14 protein-coding genes are annotated in these 23,440 nt (G+C 63.0%); 11 read left to right on the top strand and 3 right to left on the bottom strand.

The window, feature by feature from the left end; genetic code table 11:
• The first annotated feature begins 113 nt into the window (after positions 1–113).
• From F759_RS0130620 to F759_RS0130610, 3 genes are all read left to right on the top strand, one after another.
• A complete protein-coding gene (locus F759_RS0130620) occupies positions 114–1,766 on the top strand; it encodes an acetolactate synthase large subunit (protein ID WP_027803207.1) in 1,653 nt (550 codons plus the stop codon).
• Positions 1,767–1,855: 89 nt separating this feature from the next.
• Positions 1,856–3,292 carry an aldehyde dehydrogenase family protein gene (locus F759_RS0130615; protein ID WP_027803206.1) on the top strand — a complete coding sequence of 479 codons (1,437 nt, stop codon included), beginning with the start codon at positions 1,856–1,858 and terminating at the stop codon, positions 3,290–3,292.
• A 613-nt stretch (positions 3,293–3,905) separates the two neighbouring features.
• Positions 3,906–5,369 carry a DEAD/DEAH box helicase gene (locus tag F759_RS0130610; protein ID WP_027803205.1) on the top strand — a complete coding sequence of 488 codons (1,464 nt, stop codon included), beginning with the start codon at positions 3,906–3,908 and terminating at the stop codon, positions 5,367–5,369.
• A 129-nt stretch (positions 5,370–5,498) separates the two neighbouring features.
• Here the strand turns inward: F759_RS0130610 and gluQRS are convergent, their stop codons facing one another.
• A complete protein-coding gene (gene gluQRS / locus F759_RS0130605; protein ID WP_027803204.1) occupies positions 5,499–6,395 on the bottom strand; it encodes a tRNA glutamyl-Q(34) synthetase GluQRS in 897 nt (298 codons plus the stop codon).
• A 281-nt stretch (positions 6,396–6,676) separates the two neighbouring features.
• Positions 6,677–7,540: a sulfurtransferase gene (locus F759_RS0130595; protein WP_027803203.1), complete on the bottom strand. Its 864-nt coding sequence runs from the start codon at positions 7,538–7,540 to the stop codon at positions 6,677–6,679.
• 345 nt (positions 7,541–7,885) lie between these two features.
• Between F759_RS0130595 and dnaE the strand changes: the two genes are divergently transcribed.
• Positions 7,886–11,473: a DNA polymerase III subunit alpha gene (gene dnaE, locus F759_RS0130590; protein ID WP_027803202.1), complete on the top strand. Its 3,588-nt coding sequence runs from the start codon at positions 7,886–7,888 to the stop codon at positions 11,471–11,473.
• Here dnaE and F759_RS0130585 read toward each other — a convergent pair.
• Complete coding sequence (locus F759_RS0130585) at positions 11,467–12,258, bottom strand: glycosyltransferase family 2 protein (RefSeq protein WP_027803201.1); 792 nt, start codon at positions 12,256–12,258, stop codon at positions 11,467–11,469. The genes dnaE and F759_RS0130585 overlap by 7 nt on opposite strands.
• Positions 12,259–12,519: 261 nt before the next feature.
• Between F759_RS0130585 and msbA the strand changes: the two genes are divergently transcribed.
• The 7 genes from msbA to tssF all read left to right on the top strand — a co-directional run bounded on the left by msbA (position 12,520) and on the right by tssF (position 23,308).
• The gene (msbA, locus tag F759_RS0130580) at positions 12,520–14,313 is read left to right on the top strand and encodes a lipid A export permease/ATP-binding protein MsbA (RefSeq protein WP_027803200.1); all 1,794 of its coding nucleotides are present in this window, start codon (positions 12,520–12,522) and stop codon (positions 14,311–14,313) included.
• Between the two features lie 129 nt (positions 14,314–14,442).
• Complete coding sequence (locus F759_RS0130575) at positions 14,443–15,519, top strand: glycosyltransferase family 4 protein (RefSeq protein ID WP_027803199.1); 1,077 nt, start codon at positions 14,443–14,445, stop codon at positions 15,517–15,519.
• Positions 15,520–15,878: 359 nt separating this feature from the next.
• On the top strand, positions 15,879–17,006 hold the full coding sequence (locus tag F759_RS0130570) for a glycosyltransferase family 9 protein (RefSeq protein ID WP_027803198.1): 1,128 nt from the start codon (positions 15,879–15,881) through the stop codon (positions 17,004–17,006).
• Positions 17,006–18,364, top strand: coding sequence for an O-antigen ligase family protein (locus F759_RS0130565; protein WP_027803197.1), 1,359 nt, complete (start codon positions 17,006–17,008; stop codon positions 18,362–18,364). Before F759_RS0130570 ends, F759_RS0130565 begins: the two co-directional genes overlap by 1 nt.
• A complete protein-coding gene (locus F759_RS0130560; protein ID WP_051377511.1) occupies positions 18,361–19,596 on the top strand; it encodes a glycosyltransferase in 1,236 nt (411 codons plus the stop codon). Before F759_RS0130565 ends, F759_RS0130560 begins: the two co-directional genes overlap by 4 nt.
• A 140-nt stretch (positions 19,597–19,736) precedes the next feature.
• Positions 19,737–20,660, top strand: a complete 924-nt coding sequence (locus F759_RS0130555) for a recombination-associated protein RdgC (protein ID WP_027803195.1) — start codon at positions 19,737–19,739, stop codon at positions 20,658–20,660.
• Between the two features lie 650 nt (positions 20,661–21,310).
• Positions 21,311–23,308 (top strand): type VI secretion system baseplate subunit TssF, encoded by a 1,998-nt coding sequence (gene tssF / locus F759_RS0130545; protein ID WP_244438956.1) that lies wholly within the window; start codon positions 21,311–21,313, stop codon positions 23,306–23,308.
• Positions 23,309–23,440: the final 132 nt, after the last annotated feature.

Here is a 23,440-nt window from a genome sequence, read left to right as displayed (position 1 = left end):
CGCCGTTGCAGTCATTGCAATTTTTGCAGCTGTCCTGAGTCTCCGATCATCCGTTTCCGCTCACCCACGGCCAGGCCTTGCGCCCGCGTCCGTACCATCAAGCGAGACCCTCCATGAAAGCATCGGACCTGTTCGTCAAATCGCTGGAAGCCGAAGGTGTCGAGTACGTGTTCGGCATCCCCGGTGAAGAAAATCTCGATCTGCTCGAATCGCTGCGCCGCTCCAAAATCCGCTTGATCCTCACGCGTCACGAACAGGCGGCGGGCTTCATGGCTGCGACCTATGGACGTCTCACGGGCCGCACCGGCGTGTGTCTTGCGACGCTCGGCCCCGGCGCCACCAACTTCGTCACCGCGGCGGCCTACGCGCAACTGGGCGGCATGCCCATGCTGATGGTCACCGGTCAGAAGCCGATCAAGTCGAGCAAGCAGGGGCATTTCCAGATCGTGGATGTAGTACGGATGATGGAGCCGCTCACCAAGTACACGCGCCAGATCGTGTCGATCGCCAATATTCCGGCGGCGGTGCGCGAGGCCGTCAGGCAGGCCGAAGAGGAACGCCCCGGCGCCACGCATCTCGAACTGCCCGAAGACGTCGCGCATGAAGAGGGCGACGGCAAGCCGATTCCGAAGAGTTATAGCCGGCGTCCGGTCGCGGAGGAAAAAGCGGTCGCGCGCGCCGTGGAGGCCATCACGAAAGCGAAACATCCGTTGCTGATGATCGGCGCGGGCGGCAATCGCAAGACGACGACCAAGATGCTGCGCGAATTCGTGGACCAGATCGGCATTCCGTTTTTCACCACGCAGATGGGCAAGGGCGTGATCGACGAATCGCATCCGATGTGGCTCGGCAACGCAACGTTATCCGACGGCGATTTTGTGCACCGAGCGATCGATCACGCCGACTGCATCATCAATGTCGGGCACGACGTAATCGAGAAGCCGCCGTTCTTCATGCGCAGCGGCGAGGCCGGCGAGAAAACGGTGATTCACGTCAATTTCCTCGGCGCGGAAGTCGATACGGTTTATTTCCCGCAGATCGAGGTGGTCGGCGACATTGCCAATGCGGTGTGGCAGTTGAAGGAAAGTTTGAAGGAGCGCCAGGAGCACTGGGACTTCACGCGCTTCAAGGAAATCAAGGAGCACTTCGAGGCGCATCTGGTGAAAGGTCAGCACGACGACCGCTTTCCGATGTACCCGGTGCGGCTCGTCAACGACGTGTACGAGACCACGCCGGTGGACGGCATCGTGTGTCTGGACAACGGCATGTACAAGATCTGGTTCGCGCGCTACTACCGCGCGCACGAGCCGAATTCGCTGCTGCTCGATAACGCGCTTGCTTCGATGGGCGCGGGTTTGCCGTCCGCGATCGCCACCAAGATCGTGCATCCGGACCGCAAGGTGATGGCCGTGTGCGGCGACGGCGGCTTCATGATGAATTCGCAGGAACTGGAAACGGCGGTGCGTCTGAAGCTCGATCTCGTCATCCTCATTGTGCGCGACGACGCGTTTGGCATGATCCGCTGGAAGCAGGAGAACATGAATTTCCCCGATTACGGTATGACGCTTGCGAACCCGGACTTCGTCGCGTACGCGCAGAGTTATGGCGCGAAGGGGCATCGGATCGAATCGGCGGCGGAGTTCGCACCTTTGCTGCGCGACTGTTTCGCAACGCCCGGCGTGCATGTGATCGACGTGCCCATCGACTATTCGGATAACGAGCGCGTGCTGAACCGCGAGATCAAGCGGCTCTCCGCGCAACTGTGAGCGGCCGCGGCTGTTTTTGCGCCGCGCTGCGGGTGTGACCCGCTGTAAGCCGCTGTGAGCCCTGTGACCTATCGGAAGGAGAATGCGTCATGTTGAACAAGACTTACCCGTACTACCTCGCGAATGAAGCGGTGGCGGCCAACACGGATCTTGAAGTCACCGACAAATTCAGCGGGGAGGTCGCGACCCGCGTCGCAATGGCCGATGCAGCCGCGATCGACAAGGCAATCGGCTTCGCGGTGGACGCGATGCCCGCACTGCGCGCCTTTCCTCCGTTCAAGCGCCAGGCGGTGCTGGAACATTGCGTGAAGCGATTTCGCGAACGCTACGACGAACTGGCGTTGGCGCTCTGCATCGAAGCAGGCAAGCCGATCAACGACTCGAAGGGCGAGGTCACGCGTCTGATCGACACGTTCAAGGTCGCGGCCGAGGAAGCGGTGCGGATCGACGGCGAGATCGTCAATCTTCAGATTTCGCCGCGCGCAAAGGGTTATCACGGCTATGTGAAGCGTGTGCCGATCGGCCCATGCTCGTTCATCTCGCCGTTCAATTTTCCGCTGAACCTGACGGCGCACAAGGTCGCGCCCGCGATTGCCGCGGGCGTGCCGTTCGTGTTGAAGCCGGCGAGCCGCACGCCGGTCGGCGCGCTCATCATGGGCGAAATTCTCGCGGAGACCGACTTGCCGAAGGGGGCGTTCTCGATTCTGCCCGCGCATCGCGACGGCGCGGATCTCTTCACCATCGACGAACGCTTCAAGCTGCTGTCCTTTACCGGTTCGCCCGCGGTGGGCTGGGAGTTGAAGAAAAAGGCGGGCAAGAAGAAAGTGATTCTTGAACTCGGTGGCAACGCTGCCGCGATTGTCGACGGCGATCAGGGCGGCAAGCTCGACTATGTGGTCGACCGGCTCGCGTTCGGCGCGTTTTATCAGTCGGGGCAAAGCTGCATCGGCGTGCAGCGGATTCTGGTGCACACAAGCATTTACGATGCGCTGCGCGAGAAGCTGATCGCGAAAACGAAGTCGCTCGTGATGGGCGACCCGAAGGACGAAAAGACCTTCGTCGGGCCGATGATTTCCGAATCGGAATCGAAGCGGCTTGCCGGCTGGATGGAGAGCGCGGTGCAGGCGGGCGCGAAGATCGTCGCAGGCGGCAAGGTGGAGGGCGCGATGTTCGAGGCGACGCTGCTTGAAGGCGTGAAGCGCGACACCGATCTGCATCGCAAGGAGGCATTCGGGCCGGTCGCCATTCTGGAGCGTTTCGACGATTTCGGCGCCGCGCTCGCGACCGTCAACGACAGCGACTTCGGCTTGCAGGCGGGCGTCTTCACCGATTCGCTCGCGCATGCCCACCGCGCGTGGGACGAGCTCGAAGTGGGCGGCGTGGTGATCAACGATGTGCCGTCGTTTCGCGTCGACAACATGCCCTATGGCGGCGTCAAGGACTCCGGGCTCGGGCGCGAGGGCGTGCGCTATGCGATCGAGGACATGACCGAACTGCGGCTGATGGTAATGCGCGAAACGTGGTGAGACGCGAGATGCGAAGAGGCGGCGACGAGTGGCGGCGCGCGAGGTTTAATGGGGCAGCGCGAAGCGATGAGGCGTGGGACACCATGACGCGGCGCGGAGTAGTGGTGTGCGAGGCTTCATGACGCGGCGCGGAGTGATGAAGCGCAAGATTCCATGAGGTCGATGTCATGTGGTGAAGCGCGATACAGGTGCGGCGAGGTGCAGCGCGACGCTGCCAAAGCGTACAACGTGCGGCGACTGCCGCAACACGGTCCCCGAAAAGCGCTTTGTCGCTCTGTCATGCAGCTGTCGTCTCAACGCACTACGCTCCCCAGCGAGGCACCGCGGCGTCCCGCGCCGGTTACGGGCCGGTTACGGGCCGGCGCGCCGGGACCGGTGCCGGCCTTTCGCCGCGTAAGCAGAAAGCCGGCGCATGCGCCATGAGTGTTTTTGCTGAAGTGCTACAATACCGGCCTTTCCGGCGGGTGTTTCCGCCGGCCGGAGCCGGCCGCATTCTTTCCCGCAACGACGGGTCCCGTGCGGAACGCCGTGGCTCCGCCTTCATCCTGATGCCTTCTGCGGTTCCGACCGCTGCCGCGCGCACGCGCCAAGCGCATTTTTAGCGAAAGCCACCATGTCCGACACAGCCGTCACGCCCAGCACTGCGACCTTTGATCAATTCGGTCTCGCACCCGACATCCTGAAAGCAGTCAAGGAATCGGGCTACACCATTCCCACGCCGATTCAGGAAGAGGCGATTCCTGTCGTGCTGGCAGGCCGCGACGTCATGGGCGCCGCGCAAACCGGCACCGGCAAGACCGCGAGCTTCTCACTGCCGATCATCCAGCGTCTGTTGCCGCAGGCGAGCACGAGCGCTTCGCCCGCCCGCCATCCGGTGCGCGCGCTGATCCTCACGCCCACGCGCGAGCTGGCCGACCAGGTCGCCGCGAACGTTCAGTCGTATGCGAAGCACACGGCACTGCGCAGCGCCGTCGTATTCGGCGGTGTGGACATGAACCCGCAGTCCGAGCAGTTGCGCCGCGGCGTCGAGATTCTGATTGCCACGCCAGGCCGTCTGCTCGATCACGTGCAACAGAAAACCGCTAACCTCGGCCAGGTGCAAATCCTCGTGCTCGACGAAGCCGACCGGATGCTCGACATGGGCTTCCTGCCGGACTTGCAGCGCATTCTGAATCTGCTGCCGAAAGAGCGTCAGACCCTGCTGTTTTCGGCCACGTTCTCCGGCGAAATCAAGAAGCTGGCCGCTACCTATCTGCGCAATCCGCAGACCATCGAAGTCGCGCGCAGCAATTCGACCGCGACGAATGTCACGCAGATCGTCTACGAAGTGGCCGAGGGCGACAAGACCGGCGCCGTGGTTCAGTTGATTCGCGAGCGCGGCTTGAAGCAGGTGATCGTGTTCTGCAACAGCAAGATCGGCGCGAGCCGCCTCGCGCGCAGTCTGGAGCGCGACGGCGTGGTCGCGACGGCGATTCACGGCGACCGCTCGCAGAACGAGCGGATGCAGGCGCTGGATGCGTTCAAGCGTGGCGAGATCGAGGCGCTGGTCGCCACCGACGTTGCCGCGCGCGGACTCGACATTGTCGAACTGCCGGCGGTGATCAACTTCGATCTGCCCTTTAACGCCGAAGACTATGTGCACCGTATCGGCCGTACGGGCCGCGCCGGCGCTTCCGGCGACGCGCTGTCGCTGTGCAGCCCGAACGAGCGCAAGCAACTCGCGGATATCGAGAAGCTGATCAAGCGTCCGCTGGAAGTACTGCGTCTGACCGTGGATGCGCCTGTGCGTCATCATCACGAAGAGCGCGCGCCGCGGCGTGAGCGTAGCGAGGGTCGTGACGAGCGAGGCGGTCGCCGCCGCGCGGGCGGGCCGTCGGGCTCGTTTGATCGGCCGCATCACCATCGCGCGCAGCCTGTGGACGATTTTTTCCTGAAACCTTATGAGCCGTCGCCTGCTTCGGTTCGCAAGGTGGAAGAGGCAGAGGCCGCCGGGTCCGCACCGCAGAAGTCGTCTTCGAAGCAGCCTCTCGCGGCATTGCTGGGCGGCTTCGGTATGCCGCGCAAGTCGTCGTCGTAAAAGTCGTCGTAGGGTTGCGGGTAGGCGCTGGCGCGGCGTCTTGCGGTTGCTTAGACCGACCAGGATTGCTTGCGAAGCTTTGCAGCGCTCATGCGGATGCCAGCCTCGCGCCTCGAATGCAGCGCAGATTCACACCGCCAGGCGCATTTTCTTCGACCAGGCGGCGGTCGCCGCGATGTAGAAATCGTCTAGCGTCGTGTAGGCTTTGGCGCTCGCACCACCATCCACATCCAATCCCAGATGTCGTGCGGCAGCGCTCAGCGCTTCCAGCGGCTTCTCGCAGTCGAGCGCGCTCGCTCCGTTCTGTTTGCTGAGCTTTTCGCCGTGCTCGTTGGTCACGACCGGCACGTGCAGATATCGAGGCGTAGGCAGGCCCAGGCATCGCTGCAAATAAATCTGCCTTGCCGTCGAATCCATCAGATCTGCGCCCCGCACGATGTGCGTGATGCCCGCGTCGGCGTCGTCGACCACTACCGCCAGTTGATACGCCCATTGGTCGTCCGCTCGTCTAAGCACGAAATCGCCGACCTCCGTGGCGAGATTCTGGGTCTGCTTGCCCTGCCAGCGATCTTCGAAGGTGACCACGGCCGCTTCGTCGTCGGGTACGCGCAGGCGCCACGCGCGCGCCGGCTTGCCGTGCAATCCGTTGCGGCATGTGCCCGGATAGGCGAGCGTCGTGTTGCGCGCATGTGCGTGCTGCAGCGAGTCGGTGATTTCCTTGCGCGTGCAGCCGCAGGGATAGACGAGACCCGCCGCCTTCAACTGTTCCAGGGCCTGCTGATAACGCGCGAGGCGCGTGCTTTGCCAGTCGGGCGGCTCGTCCGCGCGCATGCCGAAGCGTTCAAGTGTGGCGAGAATGTCTTGCGCGGCGCCCGGCACAGTGCGCGGGCCGTCGATATCTTCAACGCGAACGAGCCATGCGCCCCGATGCGCGCGGGCGTCGAGCCAGCTTGCAAGCGCGCTCACCAGCGAGCCGAAATGCAGCGGGCCGGTAGGCGACGGCGCGAAGCGTCCGCGATAGTTCATGGGTCGATGCGTTAGGGTTCAGGTTGTGTTGAACCGCGCGTGCTGCGCGCAAATCTGATCGACGCGTTCGGCGGCAAACTGAGCGCGGGCCGAAATAACGGGCGCGTTTAGCTGCAAGTGCTGCGCTCCATACAAGCGACCGACCCAAGCCGAGATGCGACGCGATGGACGCGTCGGATGCGTCAAGCCGCAACGTGCCTCACGGAGCCCACTAGCACATCCGTGAGCAGGAGGCCCGCCACCAGCCAACGCCCGCCCGGCGCCAGCAGGCTCCATCGCTTTCAGGCAGCGCGAGCCGCCTTGCTGTCCGGATGGCATTCCGGACACGTTTTTCCCGCCACATACATGGGCGACTTCTGTGCTTCGGGCGTGACCACCGCGCGGCAGCCGAAGCATTGCGCGGTCGCGGTCGGCTGAAGCTGCGGGTCAAGCGCAGTGCGGTAATCGAACACGAAGCAATCGCCGTGGTAATGGGCGCCGCCCACTTCCTCGAAATACTTCAGGATGCCGCCCTCGAGTTGATAGACGTGCTCGATACCCACTTCCTTCATGTGGATCGCGGCCTTCTCGCAGCGAATCCCGCCCGTGCAGAACGACACCACGGTCTTGCCTTCGAGGTCGGCGCGGTTCTGCTCGATCACTTCCGGAAACTCGCTGAACTTCGTGATGCGATAGTCGAGCGCGTTGTCGAACGTTCCCACGTCCACTTCGAACGCGTTGCGCGTGTCGAGCATGACGACCGGGCGGCCCTCGTCGTCGTAGCCGCGGTCGAGCCAGGCTTTCAGCGTGGGCGCGTCGACGAACGGCGCGCGGCCCAACTCGGGACGAATGGCCGGCTTTTTCATCGTGATGATTTCGCGTTTGAGCTTGACCAGCATGCGCGTGAACGGCTGTTTCTCCGACACGCTTTCCTTGAATTGCAGGTTCGCGAACTTGCCCTCGAAGAGCGGATCGTGGCGGATGTAGTGGATGAACGCGTCCGTGTTCTCGCGCGTGCCCGCGACGAACAGGTTGATGCCTTCCGGCGCGAGCAGAACGGTGCCGCGCAAGCCTAGCGCGTTGCAGCGCTCGGTAACGTGCGAGCGCCATGCGGCGGTGTCTTCGATGGTCGCGAAGTGATACGCGGCGAGATTGACGATACTCATGGATGTCCAGCGGTAATTAGTGGCGGCGTCGTGTGAGACCGGCGCGGTGTGCTGCTGTCAGTCGGTCGCGTGCTTGAAAGCCCGCAGCCCGCAGCCCGCAGCCACGTCGAACAGGCGAAACCCATATTATCCCTCAAGCCGGCGCTTTCCCCGACTCGGCCGAATGGCCAGTCGGTTGCGCTAGCACAACCGGCGGACAAACTTGCGTGCATCGGGCCCGTACGCGGCCAGGAAAACTCGCAAAAAGCCTGAAGGCGCCGATGCGCGGCGTTGCCACGTCAACGTCCCAGGCCAGATGGCCAACGCGCGGTTTTGCGGTGAAATCTCCGGAAGGGTGGAGTTACAATGTCGCCCATGTCAGATCCCCGCTTCGTTCATCTCCGCGTTCACTCCGAATTCTCGATTGCCGACGGCATCGTGCGCCTCGACGACGTCGTCAAGGCGGCTGCCGAAGACGGTCAGGGCGCGCTCGCTCTCACCGATCTCGGCAACGCGTTCGGCCTCGTCCGTTTCTACAAGGAAGCGCGCGGCAAAGGGGTCAAACCCATTGCCGGCTGCGACGTCTGGATCACCAATCCGGACGACCGCGACAAGCCTTCGCGCCTGCTGCTGCTGGTGAAAGACCGGCGCGGCTATCTGAATCTGTGCGAGTTGCTGAGCAAGGCTTCGCTCACGAACCAGTATCGCGGCCGCGCGGAAGTCGAGGCAGGCTGGCTCGAATCCGGCTTGGGCGAGGGTTTGCTCGCATTGTCGGGCGCGCAACAGGGCGACGTCGGACTCGCGCTTGCCGCGGGCAATCAGGAAGCGGCAAAGCGCAACGCGTTGCATTGGGCGAAGGTCTTTCCGGGCGGCTTCTATATCGAGTTGCAGCGTTGCGGTCAGCCGGGCGGCGAGCAGTACGTGCAGCAGGCGGTGGCGCTCGCGTCGTCGTTGAAACTGCCGGTGGTCGCCACGCACCCCATGCAGTTCATGACGCCGGACGACTTCACCGCGCACGAAGCGCGCGTGTGCATTTCCGAAGGCGACATCCTCGCGAATCCGCGGCGCCAGAAGCGCTTCACGCCCGAGCAGTATTTCCGCACGCAGGACGAGATGACCGCGCTCTTCGCGGACATTCCGTCGGCGCTCGCCAATACCGTCGAAATCGCCAAGCGCTGCAACCTCACGCTCGAACTCGGCAAACCGAAGCTGCCGCTCTTTCCGACGCCCGACGGCATGTCGCTTGACGATTACCTCGTGCATCTGTCGAAAGAGGGGCTGGAGAAGCGTCTCGAGCAGTTGTATCCGGATGAAGCGGAGCGTGCCGCACAACGTGACACGTATTACCAGCGGCTCGAATTCGAGTGCGGCACGATCATCAAGATGGGCTTTCCGGGCTACTTCCTGATCGTTGCAGACTTCATCAACTGGGCGAAGAACAATGGCGTGCCGGTGGGGCCGGGCCGCGGTTCCGGTGCGGGTTCGCTCGTCGCGTACGCGCTCGGCGTGACCGACCTCGATCCGCTGCGCTACAACCTGCTGTTCGAACGTTTCCTGAATCCGGAGCGGGTGTCGATGCCCGACTTCGACATCGACTTCTGCCAGCACGGCCGCGACCGCGTGATCCAGTATGTGAAGGAGAAGTACGGCGCTGACGCCGTATCCCAGATCGCGACGTTCGGCACGATGGCGGCGAAGGCAGCGGTGCGCGATATCGGCCGCGTGCTCGATCTGGGCTACATGTTCACGGACGGCATCGCAAAGCTGATTCCGTTCAAGCCGGGCAAACACGTCACGATCGCCGACGCGATGAAGGAAGAGCCGCTCCTGCAGGAGCGCTTCGACAACGAAGACGAAGTGCATCAGCTGCTCGAACTCGCGCAACGCGTGGAAGGCCTCACGCGCAACGTCGGCATGCACGCGGGCGGCGTGCTCATTGCGCCCGGCAAGCTGACCGATTTCTGTCCGCTGTACACGCAGGGCGACGAAAGCGGCGTCGTGAGCCAGTACGACAAGGACGACGTCGAAGCCGTCGGCCTCGTGAAGTTCGACTTTCTCGGTCTCACCACGCTGACCATTCTCGACTGGGCCGAGCGCTATATCCGCCGTCTCGATCCGTCGAAGAAAGACTGGTCGCTCGCGCAAGTGCCGCTCGACGATCCGGCGTCGTTCTCGATCCTGAAGAAAGCGAATACGGTCGCCGTGTTCCAGCTTGAAAGCCGCGGCATGCAAGGCATGCTCAAGGACGCGCAGCCAGACCGCTTCGAAGACATCATCGCGCTCGTCGCGTTGTACCGTCCGGGCCCGATGGACCTGATCCCGAGCTTCTGCGCGCGTAAGCACGGCCGAGAAGTGGTCGAGTATCCGGACCCGCGCGTCGAACCTGTTCTGAAAGAGACCTACGGCATCATGGTCTACCAGGAGCAGGTGATGCAGATGGCGCAGATCATCGGCGGTTACTCGCTCGGCGGCGCTGACTTGCTGCGTCGCGCGATGGGTAAGAAGAAGGCCGAGGAAATGGCTCAGCATCGCGAGCTGTTCCGTCAGGGCGCCGCGAAAAACGGGCTGACCGGCGAGAAGGCCGACGAAATTTTCGACTTGATGGAGAAGTTCGCGGGCTACGGCTTCAACAAGTCGCACGCGGCTGCCTATGCGCTGCTCGCGTACTACACGGCGTGGCTGAAGGCGCACCATCCGGCGGAATTCATGGCGGCGAATATGTCGCTCGCTATGGACGACACGGACAAGGTCAAGATCCTGTTCGAAGACTGTCTTGCCAACAAGATGACCGTGCTGCCGCCGGACATCAATCTGTCGGCATATCGTTTTGAGCCGGTCGCCGAAGCGGACGGCAAGCGTTCGAAGACCATCCGCTACGGCCTCGGTGCGGTCAAGGGCAGTGGCCAGAATGCGATCGAGGAAATCCTGCGTGCGCGCGAAGACGGTCCCTTTATCGACATCTTCGATTTCTGCAACCGGATCGACCGCCGCATCGTCAATCGTCGAACGGTTGAAGCGCTGATTCGCGCGGGTGCGTTCGACACGTTGCATAAGAACCGCGCGCAACTGATCGCGTCGGTTTCTCTCGCGATGGAAGCCGCCGAGCAGGCGAGCGCCAACGCGCTGCAAGCCGGCCTGTTCGATATGGGCGACGCGCCCTCGCAAGGGCACGAACTGGTTGACGAACCCGAATGGCCCGAAAAGAAAAAGCTTCAGGAAGAGAAGGCTGCGCTCGGCTTCTACCTGTCGGGCCATCTGTTCGACGCGTACAAGGACGAAGTGCGCCGCTTCGTGCGTCAGAAAATCGGTGAGCTGAAGGAAGGGCGCGACAAGCTGGTCGCCGGCATTATCGCGTCGCTGCGTACGCAGATGACCCAGCGCGGCAAGATGCTGATCGCGGTTCTCGACGACGGCACCGGTCAGTGCGAAGTGACGGTCTTTAACGAGATCTTCGAAGCGAACAAGCCACTGTTCAAGGAAGACGAGTTGCTGGTCGTGCAAGGCCAGGCGCGCAACGACGCGTTCACGGGCGGCATCCGCTTCACGGTCGACACGGTCATGGATCTGGGCCGCGCGCGTTGCCGGTATGCCGAGGCGGTGAAAGTGCAGATGAACGGCAACGCGGACGCGCTGGCGTTGCGGCGTGTTCTCGAGGCGCATAGCGCGGGCAAGGGCGAGCCGCAAGCAGCGCCGGTGCCTGCTGCTTCATCGCGCGGTGGCAATGGCGGTGGACGCAACGCAGGCGGCTTTGGTGGCGGCTACGGCGGCGACAACGGCCGTCAGCGTCAGCCGGTGCAGATTCCGAACGGGCTTGCCGTCCAGGTGGTGTACCGCAGCGAGAATGCAGAGGGCGAAATGCGTCTGGGCGACGCCTGGCGCGTGAAGCCGACCGACGAACTGCTCGCCGACCTGCGCGGACAATTCGCCGGCAGCGCGATCGAGATCGTCTATTGATGCGGGCGCCGCTGCGGATGCCGCTCTGAGCGCGGCTCCTCTCCGAGTTGCGCGAGTTTCAGAAACCGGTAGTACACCGTTTCGGCATTGAACATCGCGATCATGAAGCCGGCGCGGCCGTCGAGAAACCCGCGGCGCAGCAGGTAGGTTCGCACGAACGCCCAGGCACCGCGGCCGAGCGCCTTGCCGAAGCTGGCGCGTTGACCCGTTGCATGCCGCTGATGCGCGCCAGCGGTCGAATAGGCGTCAAGCTTGCGCAGCACGTCCTCGAAGCTCTCGTACGAGTAGTGCATCAGCTTGCCGGTCAGACGTTGCGCGGGCGTCTCGAAGACGAGCCGTTCGTGCACGAGGTCGTCGGAAAAACGTGCGGCGCCGCGTTTGAAGAGACGCGGAATCCAGTCCGGATACCAGCCGCTGTGATGAACCCAGTGGCCGCAAAAACTCGACAGACGGTCCACCGCATAGACGTCGGCGGTTGGCGCCGCCAGCGCCGCGCGAATCGCGGCGGCGAGTTCCGGCGAGACGATTTCATCGGCGTCGAGCGAGAGAATCCACGTCGTGGTGAGCGCGTCCACCGCGCGGTTCTTTTGCGGGCCGAAGCCTGGCCAGTCGGTTTGTTCGATCACCTGGGCGCCGTGCGCGTGGGCGATTTCAGCGGTGCCGTCGGTGCTGCCGCCGTCGATCACGACAATCTGATCGGCAAACGCCACGGACTGCAGGCATTCTGCCAGCCGCGCCGCCGCGTTTCTGGTGATGATGGCGACGCCGACGGTGGTTTCTTGCATACGTGGATTGCCTGATTGCGGAATGGCCAGGAGGCGGAGTGACCGGACAGATTGCGCAACGAAGCGCGCTGAAGTGCAACGGGTCGCGCAAGTATACACAGCCCGTTCGGTCCTTCGCTAATGGCAAAACGCCGTGCCGGCGTCGCGCCAAAACGTCAGCCGAGGGTCAACCTCAACCGTTTACAATGCTCCTTTTCGAACTTCGCGCGGCGGGCAACCGGGTGCCGGCGCGAATCTCGTCCCGCATTCCCAGAGGATTCCTTGAGCGCGAAGCCAACGTTAAGCAAACCCATCGGTTCCGGTGAGGCGTCGTCCCCAGCCGTCGTTTTCCGGCGCCTGTGGCCGTTCGTCAAGCCGCTGCTTTGGGTGATCATCGGGGCGATCGTCGCAATGGCGGCGAGCGCGGCCACCGACGCCGCCATCCCTGCGCTGCTCAAGCCGCTGCTGGATAAAGGTTTCGGCGCCCATGCGAGCGACAGCGCCAAATGGTTCGTGCCGGTCGCCGTGATCGGTCTCGCGCTGATCCGCGGTGTGTCGCAATACGCGTCCGGCTACCTGCTCGCTTACGTATCGAACAAGATTCTGCTCGAGCTGCGCCTGAGAATGTTCGACCGCATGATCCATACGAGCGTCGCATTTTTTCAACGCGAAACCGCGAGTACGGTGATCAACGCAATCGTCTTCGAGGTCAATCAGATTCTCAACGTGCTGTTGAGCGTCATGGTGACGCTGGTGCGCGACTCGCTCACCGTGATCTTCCTGCTCGGCTATCTGTTCTATCTGAACTGGCGTCTGACGCTGATCGTCGCGGTGCTACTGCCTGGCATCGGCTGGCTGGTCGGCAAGATCAATCGCCGGCTGCGGCGTCTGAACCGCGAGCATCAACTGCTGACCAACGAACTGTCCTACATCGTCGAGGAGACGGTGGGCGGCTACAAGGTCGTCAAGGTCCATAACGGCGAAAAGTACGAAATGGACCGCTTCTCGTCGATGAGCAAGCGCCTGCGCGGCTACGCAATGCGCATGACCGTGTCCGGCGGCCTTGCTCAACCGTTGACGCAGTTTCTCGCGTCGATTGCGCTCGCCGTGGTGATCACGATCGCGGTGGTGCAGTCGTCGTCGGATCAGACCACGGTCGGCGGCTTTGTCGCGTTCGTTACGTCGATGCTGCTGATCATCTCGCCGCTCAAGCATCTGATGGACGTGAACCAGCCGCTGCAACGCGGCATGACAGCGGCCGAGTTGATTTTCGGCCTGATCGACGAACCGGCGGAACCCGCGGGCGGCGGCAAACCGCTCGAACGCGCGCGTGGGGAAGTGGAGTTCCGCAACGTCTCGTTCATGTACAGCACCAACGCCACGCATAACCGCCACACGCTGGATCAGGTGTCGTTCAAGGTCGCGCCCGGCGAAATGGTGGCGCTCGCGGGCCCGTCGGGCAGCGGCAAGACGACCTTGGTGAACCTGCTGCCGCGCTTTTTCGACCCGAGCGGCGGCCAAGTTCTCGTCGACGGTGTCGCGCTTCCTGATTACGACCTGCACGCGTTGCGCAGCCAGATCGCGATGGTGAGCCAGGACGTCGTGCTCTTTAACGACACGGTGGCCAACAACGTGGCCTACGGCCAGAGCGCCGATCGCGACAAGGTGAAGGCGGCGCTGCGCGCTGCCAATCTGTGGGACACGGTGGAGGCCATGCCCAACGGCATCGACACGCTAGTGGGCGACAACGGCATGATGCTGTCGGGCGGCCAGCGGCAGCGTCTCGCGATCGCACGCGCAATCTACAAGGACGCGCCCATCCTGATTCTCGACGAAGCCACTTCGGCGCTGGATTCGGAGTCCGAGCGCCACGTGCAGGCCGCGCTCGAAACGCTGATGAAAGGGCGCACGACGCTCGTCATCGCGCACCGTCTGTCGACGATCGAGCGCGCGGACCGGATTCTGGTGATGGAAGCGGGGCGGATCGCCGAGCGCGGCAGCCACCGCGAGTTGCTGGCGCAAAACGGGCTGTACGCGCATCTGCATCGCATCCAGTTTCAGCAGAACGTGGCGTAACGCGCACGACGTCAGCCTTCGGCGGTCTTCACTCCCATGATTCGGTCCGCGACCAAGCGGTCCGTTTTGCCGGACCGCGCCCCTTCTCCGATAACGTTTGACGAGGCGCTCGCGCGCGCTGTCTGAATGATGAAACTTGGACTTTCCAGCAACGCATTGCAGCACAGCGGCGGCCTAGAACGCTATGCGATGGATCTCGTGCGAGGCTTCGCGGCACGCGGCGTCGAACTTGCATTTTTTGCGCGCCGTTTCGATACGTCTCTGCCCGAAAGCGGCATGGTCGAACGGCACCGCATCAACGTGTCGTTCCTGCCGGGCAAACTGCGCGACCGCTGGTTTTCATGGCGGCTGCGCTCGGCGCGCCGCGCGGCGCATGTCGACATGCTGATTGGCTGCAACCGCGTTGACTCGTCCGATATCGCCATCTGCGGCGGTACGCATCTTGGTTTTCTAAAGACGACGGGGCGCGCGCAGAAGCGCTCGGACAGTTGGCAAATCGAACTGGAGCGGCGCCAATACGCGCGCTCCAAAGTCGTCGTCGCGCATTCGCAACTCATGCACGACGAGTTGCGGCGACTGTACGGGGTCGACGAAGCAAAAATCCGTGTGTTGTATCCGCCCGTCGACGGAACACGTTTCAAGCCGACCGATGCCGTCACTCGCGGTGCCCTGAGGCGTAAATACGGCTTTGCGGATGACGAGATCGTTCTGCTGTTTCCATCCAGCAGTCACGAGCGCAAGGGGTTGCCGCTCATCGAAGCGGCGTTGCAGGATACGTCACCGCCGATCGCGGTGGCGGTGGCGGGGCGCCCGCCCGCGCGCACATCGGAGCGGCTGCGTTACATCGGTTACGTCAAGGAACTCGCGGAGTGTTATCAGGCTGCGGATTTCACTATCCTCGCATCGACGTACGAGCCCTTCGGCCTCGTTGGCATCGAATCGGTGATGTGCGGCACGCCGGTGATTTTCCCGTCGAACATCGGTTGCTGCGATGCTATCGCCTCACATGCAAAGTTTGTCTTCAAGCCGGGCGACGTGGCCGACCTGCGGGCAACGCTGGCGCGAGCGGTCGCGGCACATCGCGACCACGCTCGCGTCGCGCCGCCGGAACTCACCGACGCCGCCGCGGTCCGCTATGACCCGAGCGTGGCCGCTCACGTCGATGCGTTGCTGAGCCTGGTGAAGCAGATCACGCCCGCCTCGTAAGTCTCGCCACTCTGCGGGACGGCGTGCGCGGGCCGCCAGGCACGGTCTCGCGCCGTTTTGCGCTAGAGGCACATGTTATAATTTGTCATGCCGACGCTTGAAATTAACGCTTGAATTTCGCTTGACCTCATTCAGGCCGAACACCCCCTTTACTTCACCGGGCTTGAATGCCCGTGAGGACATGCGGCGGGCCAGCAGCGCCGTCGCCGGGGCGCGCTTACCCGTCACGACGGGGCCGCAGCCGCCGCACTGGATCTGTCGAAAAGAATATGCTGGAGATTGTGCATGGCGAACGCGACCTCGCGCCGGGTATCGGCGTACAGCAAGATCGCGGCGGAAACAAACGCGCCGATGAGCCTATGAGTCGACTTGTCGGGCGTCTCCTTACCTTCAGGTCGGCTATTCCGCGACTGCTCGTCAAGCCTTTGCGCCGCGAGCCGCAGAGCACGCGCCGTATCCTGATCGCGCATCATCTTTTGCTTGGCGATACGTTGCTGCTCACGCCGCTGCTCGCCAAGTTGCGTGCGCAATATCCGCAAGCGGACATTCTTCTGGCCTGCCCGAAAGCCATAGTGCCGCTATATGCGGGGCGGCCTTTCGGCGTGAATGCGTTGCCGTTCGATCCGCGCGATCCAGCGTCCGTGCGAAACATTTTGCTTTCCGGACCTTACGACCTTGGCCTCGTGCTCGGCGATAACCGCTATAGCTGGCTCGCGCTCGCGGCCGGCTGCCGGTGGATCGTCGGACACTCCGGCGACAAGCCCGCGTGGAAGAACTGGCCGCTCGACCGGAGCGTGCCATATCCCAATACGCCCGAGGCGTGGGCCGACCTCGCCGCGCAATTGATAGAAGGGCCGCCTCCGCGTGCTTACCGTCCCGCCGATTGGCCGGCTCCTCCGCATCTCGCGTTGCCGGAGCCGGCGCAGTTCACAAAACGTTATGTGGTGCTTCATCCGGGCGCGAGTGCGAGCGTCAAGCGCTGGCCGAATGCACGCTGGCTTGAGCTGGCGCGGCGAGTCGAAGCACTCGGTTATCTACCGGTGTGGACCGGCGGTCCGGGCGAGGCGGATCTGATCCGCGCGATCGACCCGCAAGCGCGTCATCCAAACCTAGCGGCTCAGCTCGGTCTCGGCGAGTTGTGGCATCTGTTTGCCGGCGCGCAGGCCGTGGTTTGTCCCGATACCGGCGTCGCACATCTTGGGCGGCTGATCGGGGTGCCTACAGTTGCGCTCTTCGGTCCGGGCAACGCGCAGATTCACGGCGCGGGACGCTACTGGCGCGAGGTGCCGTTCGTGCCGATCACCATCGCCGACATGCCGTGCCGCGATCAGCCTTTTATCTTCCGCCGCGAGGTAGCATCGGTGCGGCGCTGCGATCGCAACGAGACGACCTGCGTCGCGTGGAGCGGTGATCATGCCGAGTGCATGGGCCAACTCACGATCGAGTCGGTATTCAATGTTTTGCAAAATATCTTGGTGAAAGCGTAATGACTCACACGGCTGCGCGAGTGGAGCGCCTGTTCTGGGTTGCCTGTCCGGTTTTGCTGTTCGTGGTGATGTTCGGCCACATGACGGCGATCGTCTTCAACGCGCTCGCGTTGCTGGCGCTTGGCGTCGCGGCGGCTGCCTTTTCGGCGAATCGTCCGCCGCTCGTGCGTTGGCCGCTGCTGCTGCCGGTCGCCGCCTGGGCGGGGTGGGGGCTTGCTTCGGTGGCGTGGTCGCCGTATCCGATGGTCAGCCTGCACGCGTGGTGCGACGAGGTGCTCTATCCGCTGGTGTCGTTCTGGGGCTTCTGGCTGTTCGGAAGCCAACTGCGGCGACCCGAGCCAGTGGTTGCCGTCAACTGGCTTGCGTGCGTTGCGCTCGCCACGATCAGCGCGTTCAACTGGGGGCATCTGCAACCGCCTACGGCCAATACCTTCCCGTTGCATTTTTATAATCGCGTCGGTCATACCAGCACGCTTGCGGTGTTCTCGATGGCGCTCTTCACCGGCTTCCTGTTGCGTCCGCGCTGGCGCCTGGTCGGCGCGAGCGGCATTGTGCTGTGCCTCTTTATTGGGCTCGCGACGCTGAACCGGTTCTTCTGGCCGGCCGCCGCCGTAACGCTTCTCGTCGCGCTATATCCGCTGTATCGGCGCCGCTTCATGCTCGCGGTGCTGGCCATTGCCGTGGTGGGTGCAGCCGGCGTCGGCACCCTCGGGCTTAGTTCCCGTTTGCGCACGAGCGGTGCGGCGCCCGAGGTCACACAGGCGCGCGACGTCGTGATCGACGGTCATCAGGTCTACGTGCCGGGCTCACTGTCGGCCATCGGCGATACGGTATCGGCCGATACGCGCCCGAAGTTGTGGGCGTTCTATGTCGGCCAGGCCGAGCATCACGCCTGGGCCGGCATAGGTTTCGGCAAGCCATTGCCGGGCATCGTCTATCGCAATGCAATGCCGCCCGCTTTGCTGGCCGCCGAACCACAAGCGCTGACGCATGCGCACAACCTGTTCATCAACACGTGGCTGCAGACCGGATTCATTGGCGTCGTGCTGCAGACGGGGCTGTTGCTGAGCCTGGTTGCACGATTCTGGCGGTATCAGCGGGTGGAACCGTGGTTATGCGCCGCAGGCGTCGCGCTGGTGGCCGGCATGATCGCGAAAAACATGACCGATGATTTTATGTGGCAGACGACCATGCTGGCGTTCTGGTCGTTCGCGGGTCTGTTGCTGGGATACGCGGAGCATGGCAGAGCTTCGGCTGGATCGTCGCAAAGCGCCGAGCGCACCATGTCCACGGCCGGACGCGCGGAGCCGCTACGCGAATCGCAGACCGTCAAACTGGATAAAAAAAGGCGGTCATGAGCGAGACATTGAAGGCCGCAGACACCGACCGCGCCCCGCTGCGCATTCTGTTCCACATCAACGACTTCGGTAAGGGCGGCACGGAGACGGCGCTGCTGTCATGGCTCAAGACACTGGACCGCCGGCTGTTCGCGCCGAGCCTCTCGGTGGCTTATCCGACCGACGACCTAGCGTTCTGGCGCGCGCATTCTATTCCCGACGATGTCGATATCCATGTGCTCGCTTCATCGGAATGGATGGTCGCTCTGCACCAGAAAGCGCGCCAGCGCAAACTCGGCGTCGGCACGAAGCTGCTGCACAAGGCGCTGACCTACGGCGCGATCCGGCCGCTGGCGGCGCGGCGGATGAGACGCCTCGCGAGCCAGCATGACCTGGTTTGCGACTTCGATTTTTCGCTGCGTCATCTGGCAGGCAGTTGCGGCGTGCCGTGGATTGGCGTCAGTCACTTCAGCCTCGCCGCGCGGCTTGGCAAAAAGAGCGAGCGTTACGTTGCCCGCCGCGTCCGCCATTTCTCACGTTACTCCGCGGTAGCCGTGCTGACGCCAGCCATGCTGCGCGAAGCGCGCGAGCTTTTCGCGACAAGTCATGTGGACGTTACCGAATTGCCGAACGTGATCGACATCGAGGCGTTGCGGCGCGCGGCGTCCGGGCAGATCGAACGTCCGGCGGACTCATTCATTGTATCGGTGGCGCGTCTGGACGAAGGTCAGAAGGACCACAAGACGCTGCTACGAGCCTACGCTCAGTTATGCGAGCGTGGCCGCTGCAACGCGGCGCTGGTGCTGATCGGCGAGGGCCGGGACCGAGGCGAGCTGGAGCAACTCGCGCACGAACTGGGGATCGCCCCGTCCGTGCATTTCCTGGGCTTTTGCGCGAACCCATCGCCCTATATCAGGCAAGCGGAACTGCTAGTGCTGAGCAGCCGCTATGAAGGGTTCGGCATGGTTCTCGGCGAGGCCATGGCGCTCCGCACGCCTGTTCTATCGACGGATTGCCCGACCGGCCCGCGCGATTTGCTGGAGGGCGGCAAAGCCGGCCTGCTAGTACCGCCGGGCGATGTCGACGCGATGGCGCTGGCTATCGAACGTATTCTCACCGAGACCGAACTGCGCCGTAGCCTCGTGCAGGCAGCTTCACAAAAAGTCGCCAGTTTTGCGCCCGCAAGTGCGAACCAGCGGATGCTCGCACTGGCCTCGAGGCTATTGAAGGAGAAGGCGGTGACGTCTCGGTGAGCCGGGCCTTCGGTTGCGTGGCAGTTGCGTTAATCTCTCAACTCTGGTCCTCCGGCGCCGCTCGCCGAGATCACCAGCATGTCGGGCGAGCTGCCAGATAGAGATAGAATGGTGCGCTTTGCCCGTACTCGATTCTGCCTATGTGGTTCAAAAACCTGCAGCTTCACCGTCTTCCCGCTCCGTGGCCCGTCACGCCGGAACAAATCGAAAAGTGGCTTGCGCCACATGCGTTTGCGCCCGGCAATAGTGTCGAAATGCAAAGCCACGGGTGGGCGTCTCCTCGCGACAACGATTCGCTCGTCTACGCGCTCAACCGGCAGCTGCTGCTTACGTTTCGCGCGGAAAAGAAGCTGCTGCCCGCCTCGGTGGTCACGCAAGTAACCAAGGCCCGCGCTGCCGAACTCGAAGAGCAGCAGGGTTTCAAACCCGGCCGCAAACAGATGCGCGAACTCAAGGAGCAGGTCACCGACGAACTGTTGCCGCGCGCATTCAGCATCCGCCGCGATACGCGCGTGTGGATCGATTGCCGCAATGGCTGGCTTGTCATCGACGCGGCATCGCAAGCGGTTGCCGACGAAGTGCGCGGGCTGCTGGTGAAATCGATCGATCAGTTGCCGCTTGGGACCGTGCGCGTCACGCAATCGCCGGTGTCGGCCATGACTGATTGGCTGCTATCGGGCGAAGGCCCCGCCGGTTTCTCGCTCGATCAGGATACCGAGTTGCGTTCGCCCGCGGAAGGCAACGCGACCGTGCGTTACGTCGGACATACTTTGGACGCCGAAGATATGCGCCGTCATATCGAAGCCGGTAAGCAATGCATGCGGCTCGCGATGACATGGAACGATCGTGTGTCGTTCGTGCTGACGCCTTCGCTGACGATCAAGCGCATTACGCCGCTCGACGTGCTCAAGGAAGCGAGCGACCCGACCGCGCAGAACGACGACGAACGCTTCGACTCCGATTTCACGCTGATGACGGCGGAGCTCGATCGTATGCTGAGCGACTTGCTTGATACGTTAGGTGGAGAGCAGGGCAACGCGATGCTGGAGGTCGCGGCGGCTTGAGGTGACGGACGTCGCAGGGTCGCCGGTTTTGGTCGCTCTGCGCATGGAAAAGCGTCCGCAAGATATCAGGCTTGCAGGGGCTACTGATGGCTAAACATCCGCCGTATTCCCTGGTGTTGACCTACGACGAAGATCTACAGCAACTGATCGTGTACACCGTCGGCCTGGACGACCTCGCTCCGCTCGTCGCTGGGGGGAATGGGTGTCGTGATGGCCGATGGGCACGATTTCAAGCTTGACGATGAATTCGCGCGGCAGCTTGGAGTTGGGTTGCTAAACACGATTGCGCGCGGTCAACCAGGCATCAAGCAACACATGAGCGTTGGGCGGGATTCGTTCGATAGATCGTCGGAAGAGTAAGTTGTCCGCGGTTTGGTGACTTGGCCGAACGACGCTTAATCATCGCAACGGTACGTCCGCTCAGTTGCCCTGATGATTATTCTGATGCCGCGCTGTGCGCGGATCATTGGCGGAACTGCAAGTCACTTGACGAAAGGGCCGGCGCCGCTGCCCTTGATACCCAGTTCGCATCAGTATCGGCCGCAATCTTCCTTTTCCCTTTCCGTTTTGCGAATCTTCCTGGCCGGTAACTGCGTGCTGTCGGGTCATTATCGCGATGGCCATTCAGTTCGACTACATCGGAAGGGGGCATGTACGAGTCAGTGCAGGCTCGCACGCTTTCACCCGGCGGTGCTCGGATGTCTATGGGCGGCCCGACCTGGGAACTGAGAGCTTTCGCAAACATGCATCCTGAATTATCCGGTTATTACCAGCGCGAACTGCATTACATCAGCGCGCTGTTTCAGGAATTTGCCCGCAAGCATCCAAAAATCGCGCGCCGGCTCGGCGCGCAGGCGGGCGAGGTGGGTGATGCATACGTCGAACGTCTGCTTCAGACCTTTGCGTGGACGGCTGCACCTTCGCAGATGCGCATCGACCGCATGACCGGGGCGTTCACGCAGCGCCTGCTCGAATGCGTGAATCCCAACTATGTGACGCTGCTGCCCTCGTTGGGTGTTGCACGATTCTTTCCCGACCCCGAAGCCACGCTCAATCCGCAGGGCCAGACATTGCCGCGCGGCACGCGCATCATGTCCCGCGAGGCCGTCGAAGGCCACACCGTGTGCGAGTTTCGCTCCAGTCAGCCCGTCACGATCTGGCCGCTTGCGCTCACACAGGCACGCTGGACGGGCATTCCTCCTGACCTTTACTCGCTGCACCGCTACGTGGACGATCCCCGGCAGGTACGTGGCGCACTGCGCCTGCGGCTTCGCACGATCAACGGCACGAGCATCGGGAGTCTGCAAGGGCTGGACCGTCTGCCCATCCACCTGTGCGGTGAGCAACGCATGGCTTCGCACCTGTTTGAACTGATCCACACTTGCGTCGTGGGGATGGTGATGGGTGCGCCTGGGGGATTCGATACAGAAGAAAAGCTGCATGGCGTGAAGCTCGCGGGCAGGCAGCCGATCGGCGTGGACTACGAGGGGCTTGAGCCGGAACAGAGCCTGTTGCGACCGGCGTCGCCGGCACTGCATGGGCACGCGCTCGTGCACGAATACTTCGCCCTGCCTCAGCGGTTCTGGTTTTCCACCCTCACGGGGCTGGCGGCGGGACTTGAGAGAATCCCCGGTCCGGAGGTCGAGATCGTGCTGCTGCTCACGCGTGAGGTCGCCTCGCTCGACCAGCAGGTCGATGCATCGCAACTGGCACTTTTCTGTACGCCTATCGCTAACCTGTATCCGGTCAGGACCGGAAGGCTCCATCTCGACGCTGACGCGCGCGAGCACCGGCTCGTGCCCTATGTGACGGCGCCTGACGACCATGAGGTTCATTCGCTTGATCTCGCGAAGGGACAGGTGAACGAAGAGTCGGAGGAGATCGCTTTCCAGCCGCTCGATGTGGCGATATCCGATGATGAGCGCGGAGATGAGCGTTACTTCGCGCTGCGCCGCGAACTGGATGAACCGCCCGGCCGTGCGCGTCGTTACGGCACGCGCCAGCGCTTCGTCCGCACCCACGTGTTGCTGTCGCTGCTGGACCATGACCACGGGCCGGATCAGACCGGCATCCGCCACCTGACGCTCGATGCCTGGCTCACCAATGCGGACCTGCCTTGCCTTGCGCCGTGCAACGGCGTCGATGATCTGGTGGTGAGAGGCGCGAAGGGCGTGGCGAGTGCCGGATTCGTGCGTGCCCCCACGCCTCCCAAGCCACCGCTTGCGAGCGGCGACACTGCGTGGGAACTGGTGCGCCAGTTGCATCTGGAACTGGATGTCTTTGATAGCAACTTCGACGAAAGGCGTCCTGGCGAAGGGCTGCGCATGATGCTGCAGCCGTACCTCGGCGCGGGCGACACGGCTCTCGCACACCAGCTCGACAGCCTCATCGGTGCCACCGCGGAGCCGGTGTATGCCATGCACTGCCAGGCGGGCGAACTGCAGCTTGCCCGCGGCATGAAGATCACGTTGACCTTCGACGAGGGCGGCCTTGACGGCATGTCGCCATTCACGTTCGCGCTGGCGCTCGAGCGCTATGTGACGCGCCACGTGTCTACATATTCCTTTACGCAGACCGTGCTGTGTACGAAGCAGCGCGGCTCCGTGTTCACCTTTCCCACACGCGATGGCACGCGTGGCATTTTCTGATGGAGGTTCACTGATGGCCTGGAACACGCAGACCCGCGCGCTGGAGGTGACCGGTGACGCGCTGCCGCAACACTACGGGCAGCCGGTCTTCGTGGCCACGCGCCTGCGCGGGACCGAGAAGCTCGGACGGCT

Origin of the sequence: Paraburkholderia dilworthii (assembly GCF_000472525.1) — a bacterium.
Classification (GTDB): domain Bacteria; phylum Pseudomonadota; class Gammaproteobacteria; order Burkholderiales; family Burkholderiaceae; genus Paraburkholderia; species Paraburkholderia dilworthii.
Note: the sequence above shows the minus strand (reverse complement) of the source record. Positions and strands in the feature narration are given on the sequence as shown.

Excerpts from the sequence above, each read along its gene's own strand:
- F759_RS0130575 (WP_027803199.1), top strand. The coding sequence starts at position 14,443 with ATGAAACTTGGACTTTCCAGCAACGCATTGCAGCACAGCGGCGGCCTA.
- F759_RS0130560 (WP_051377511.1), top strand. The coding sequence starts at position 18,361 with ATGAGCGAGACATTGAAGGCCGCAGACACCGACCGCGCCCCGCTGCGC.
- dnaE (WP_027803202.1), top strand. The coding sequence starts at position 7,886 with ATGTCGCCCATGTCAGATCCCCGCTTCGTTCATCTCCGCGTTCACTCC.
- gluQRS (WP_027803204.1), bottom strand. The coding sequence starts at position 6,395 with ATGAACTATCGCGGACGCTTCGCGCCGTCGCCTACCGGCCCGCTGCAT.
- F759_RS0130595 (WP_027803203.1), bottom strand. The coding sequence starts at position 7,540 with ATGAGTATCGTCAATCTCGCCGCGTATCACTTCGCGACCATCGAAGAC.
- tssF (WP_244438956.1), top strand. The coding sequence starts at position 21,311 with ATGTACGAGTCAGTGCAGGCTCGCACGCTTTCACCCGGCGGTGCTCGG.
- F759_RS0130570 (WP_027803198.1), top strand. The coding sequence starts at position 15,879 with ATGAGTCGACTTGTCGGGCGTCTCCTTACCTTCAGGTCGGCTATTCCG.
- F759_RS0130615 (WP_027803206.1), top strand. The coding sequence starts at position 1,856 with ATGTTGAACAAGACTTACCCGTACTACCTCGCGAATGAAGCGGTGGCG.
- F759_RS0130585 (WP_027803201.1), bottom strand. The coding sequence starts at position 12,258 with ATGCAAGAAACCACCGTCGGCGTCGCCATCATCACCAGAAACGCGGCG.
- F759_RS0130610 (WP_027803205.1), top strand. The coding sequence starts at position 3,906 with ATGTCCGACACAGCCGTCACGCCCAGCACTGCGACCTTTGATCAATTC.
- F759_RS0130565 (WP_027803197.1), top strand. The coding sequence starts at position 17,006 with ATGACTCACACGGCTGCGCGAGTGGAGCGCCTGTTCTGGGTTGCCTGT.
- F759_RS0130620 (WP_027803207.1), top strand. The coding sequence starts at position 114 with ATGAAAGCATCGGACCTGTTCGTCAAATCGCTGGAAGCCGAAGGTGTC.
- F759_RS0130555 (WP_027803195.1), top strand. The coding sequence starts at position 19,737 with ATGTGGTTCAAAAACCTGCAGCTTCACCGTCTTCCCGCTCCGTGGCCC.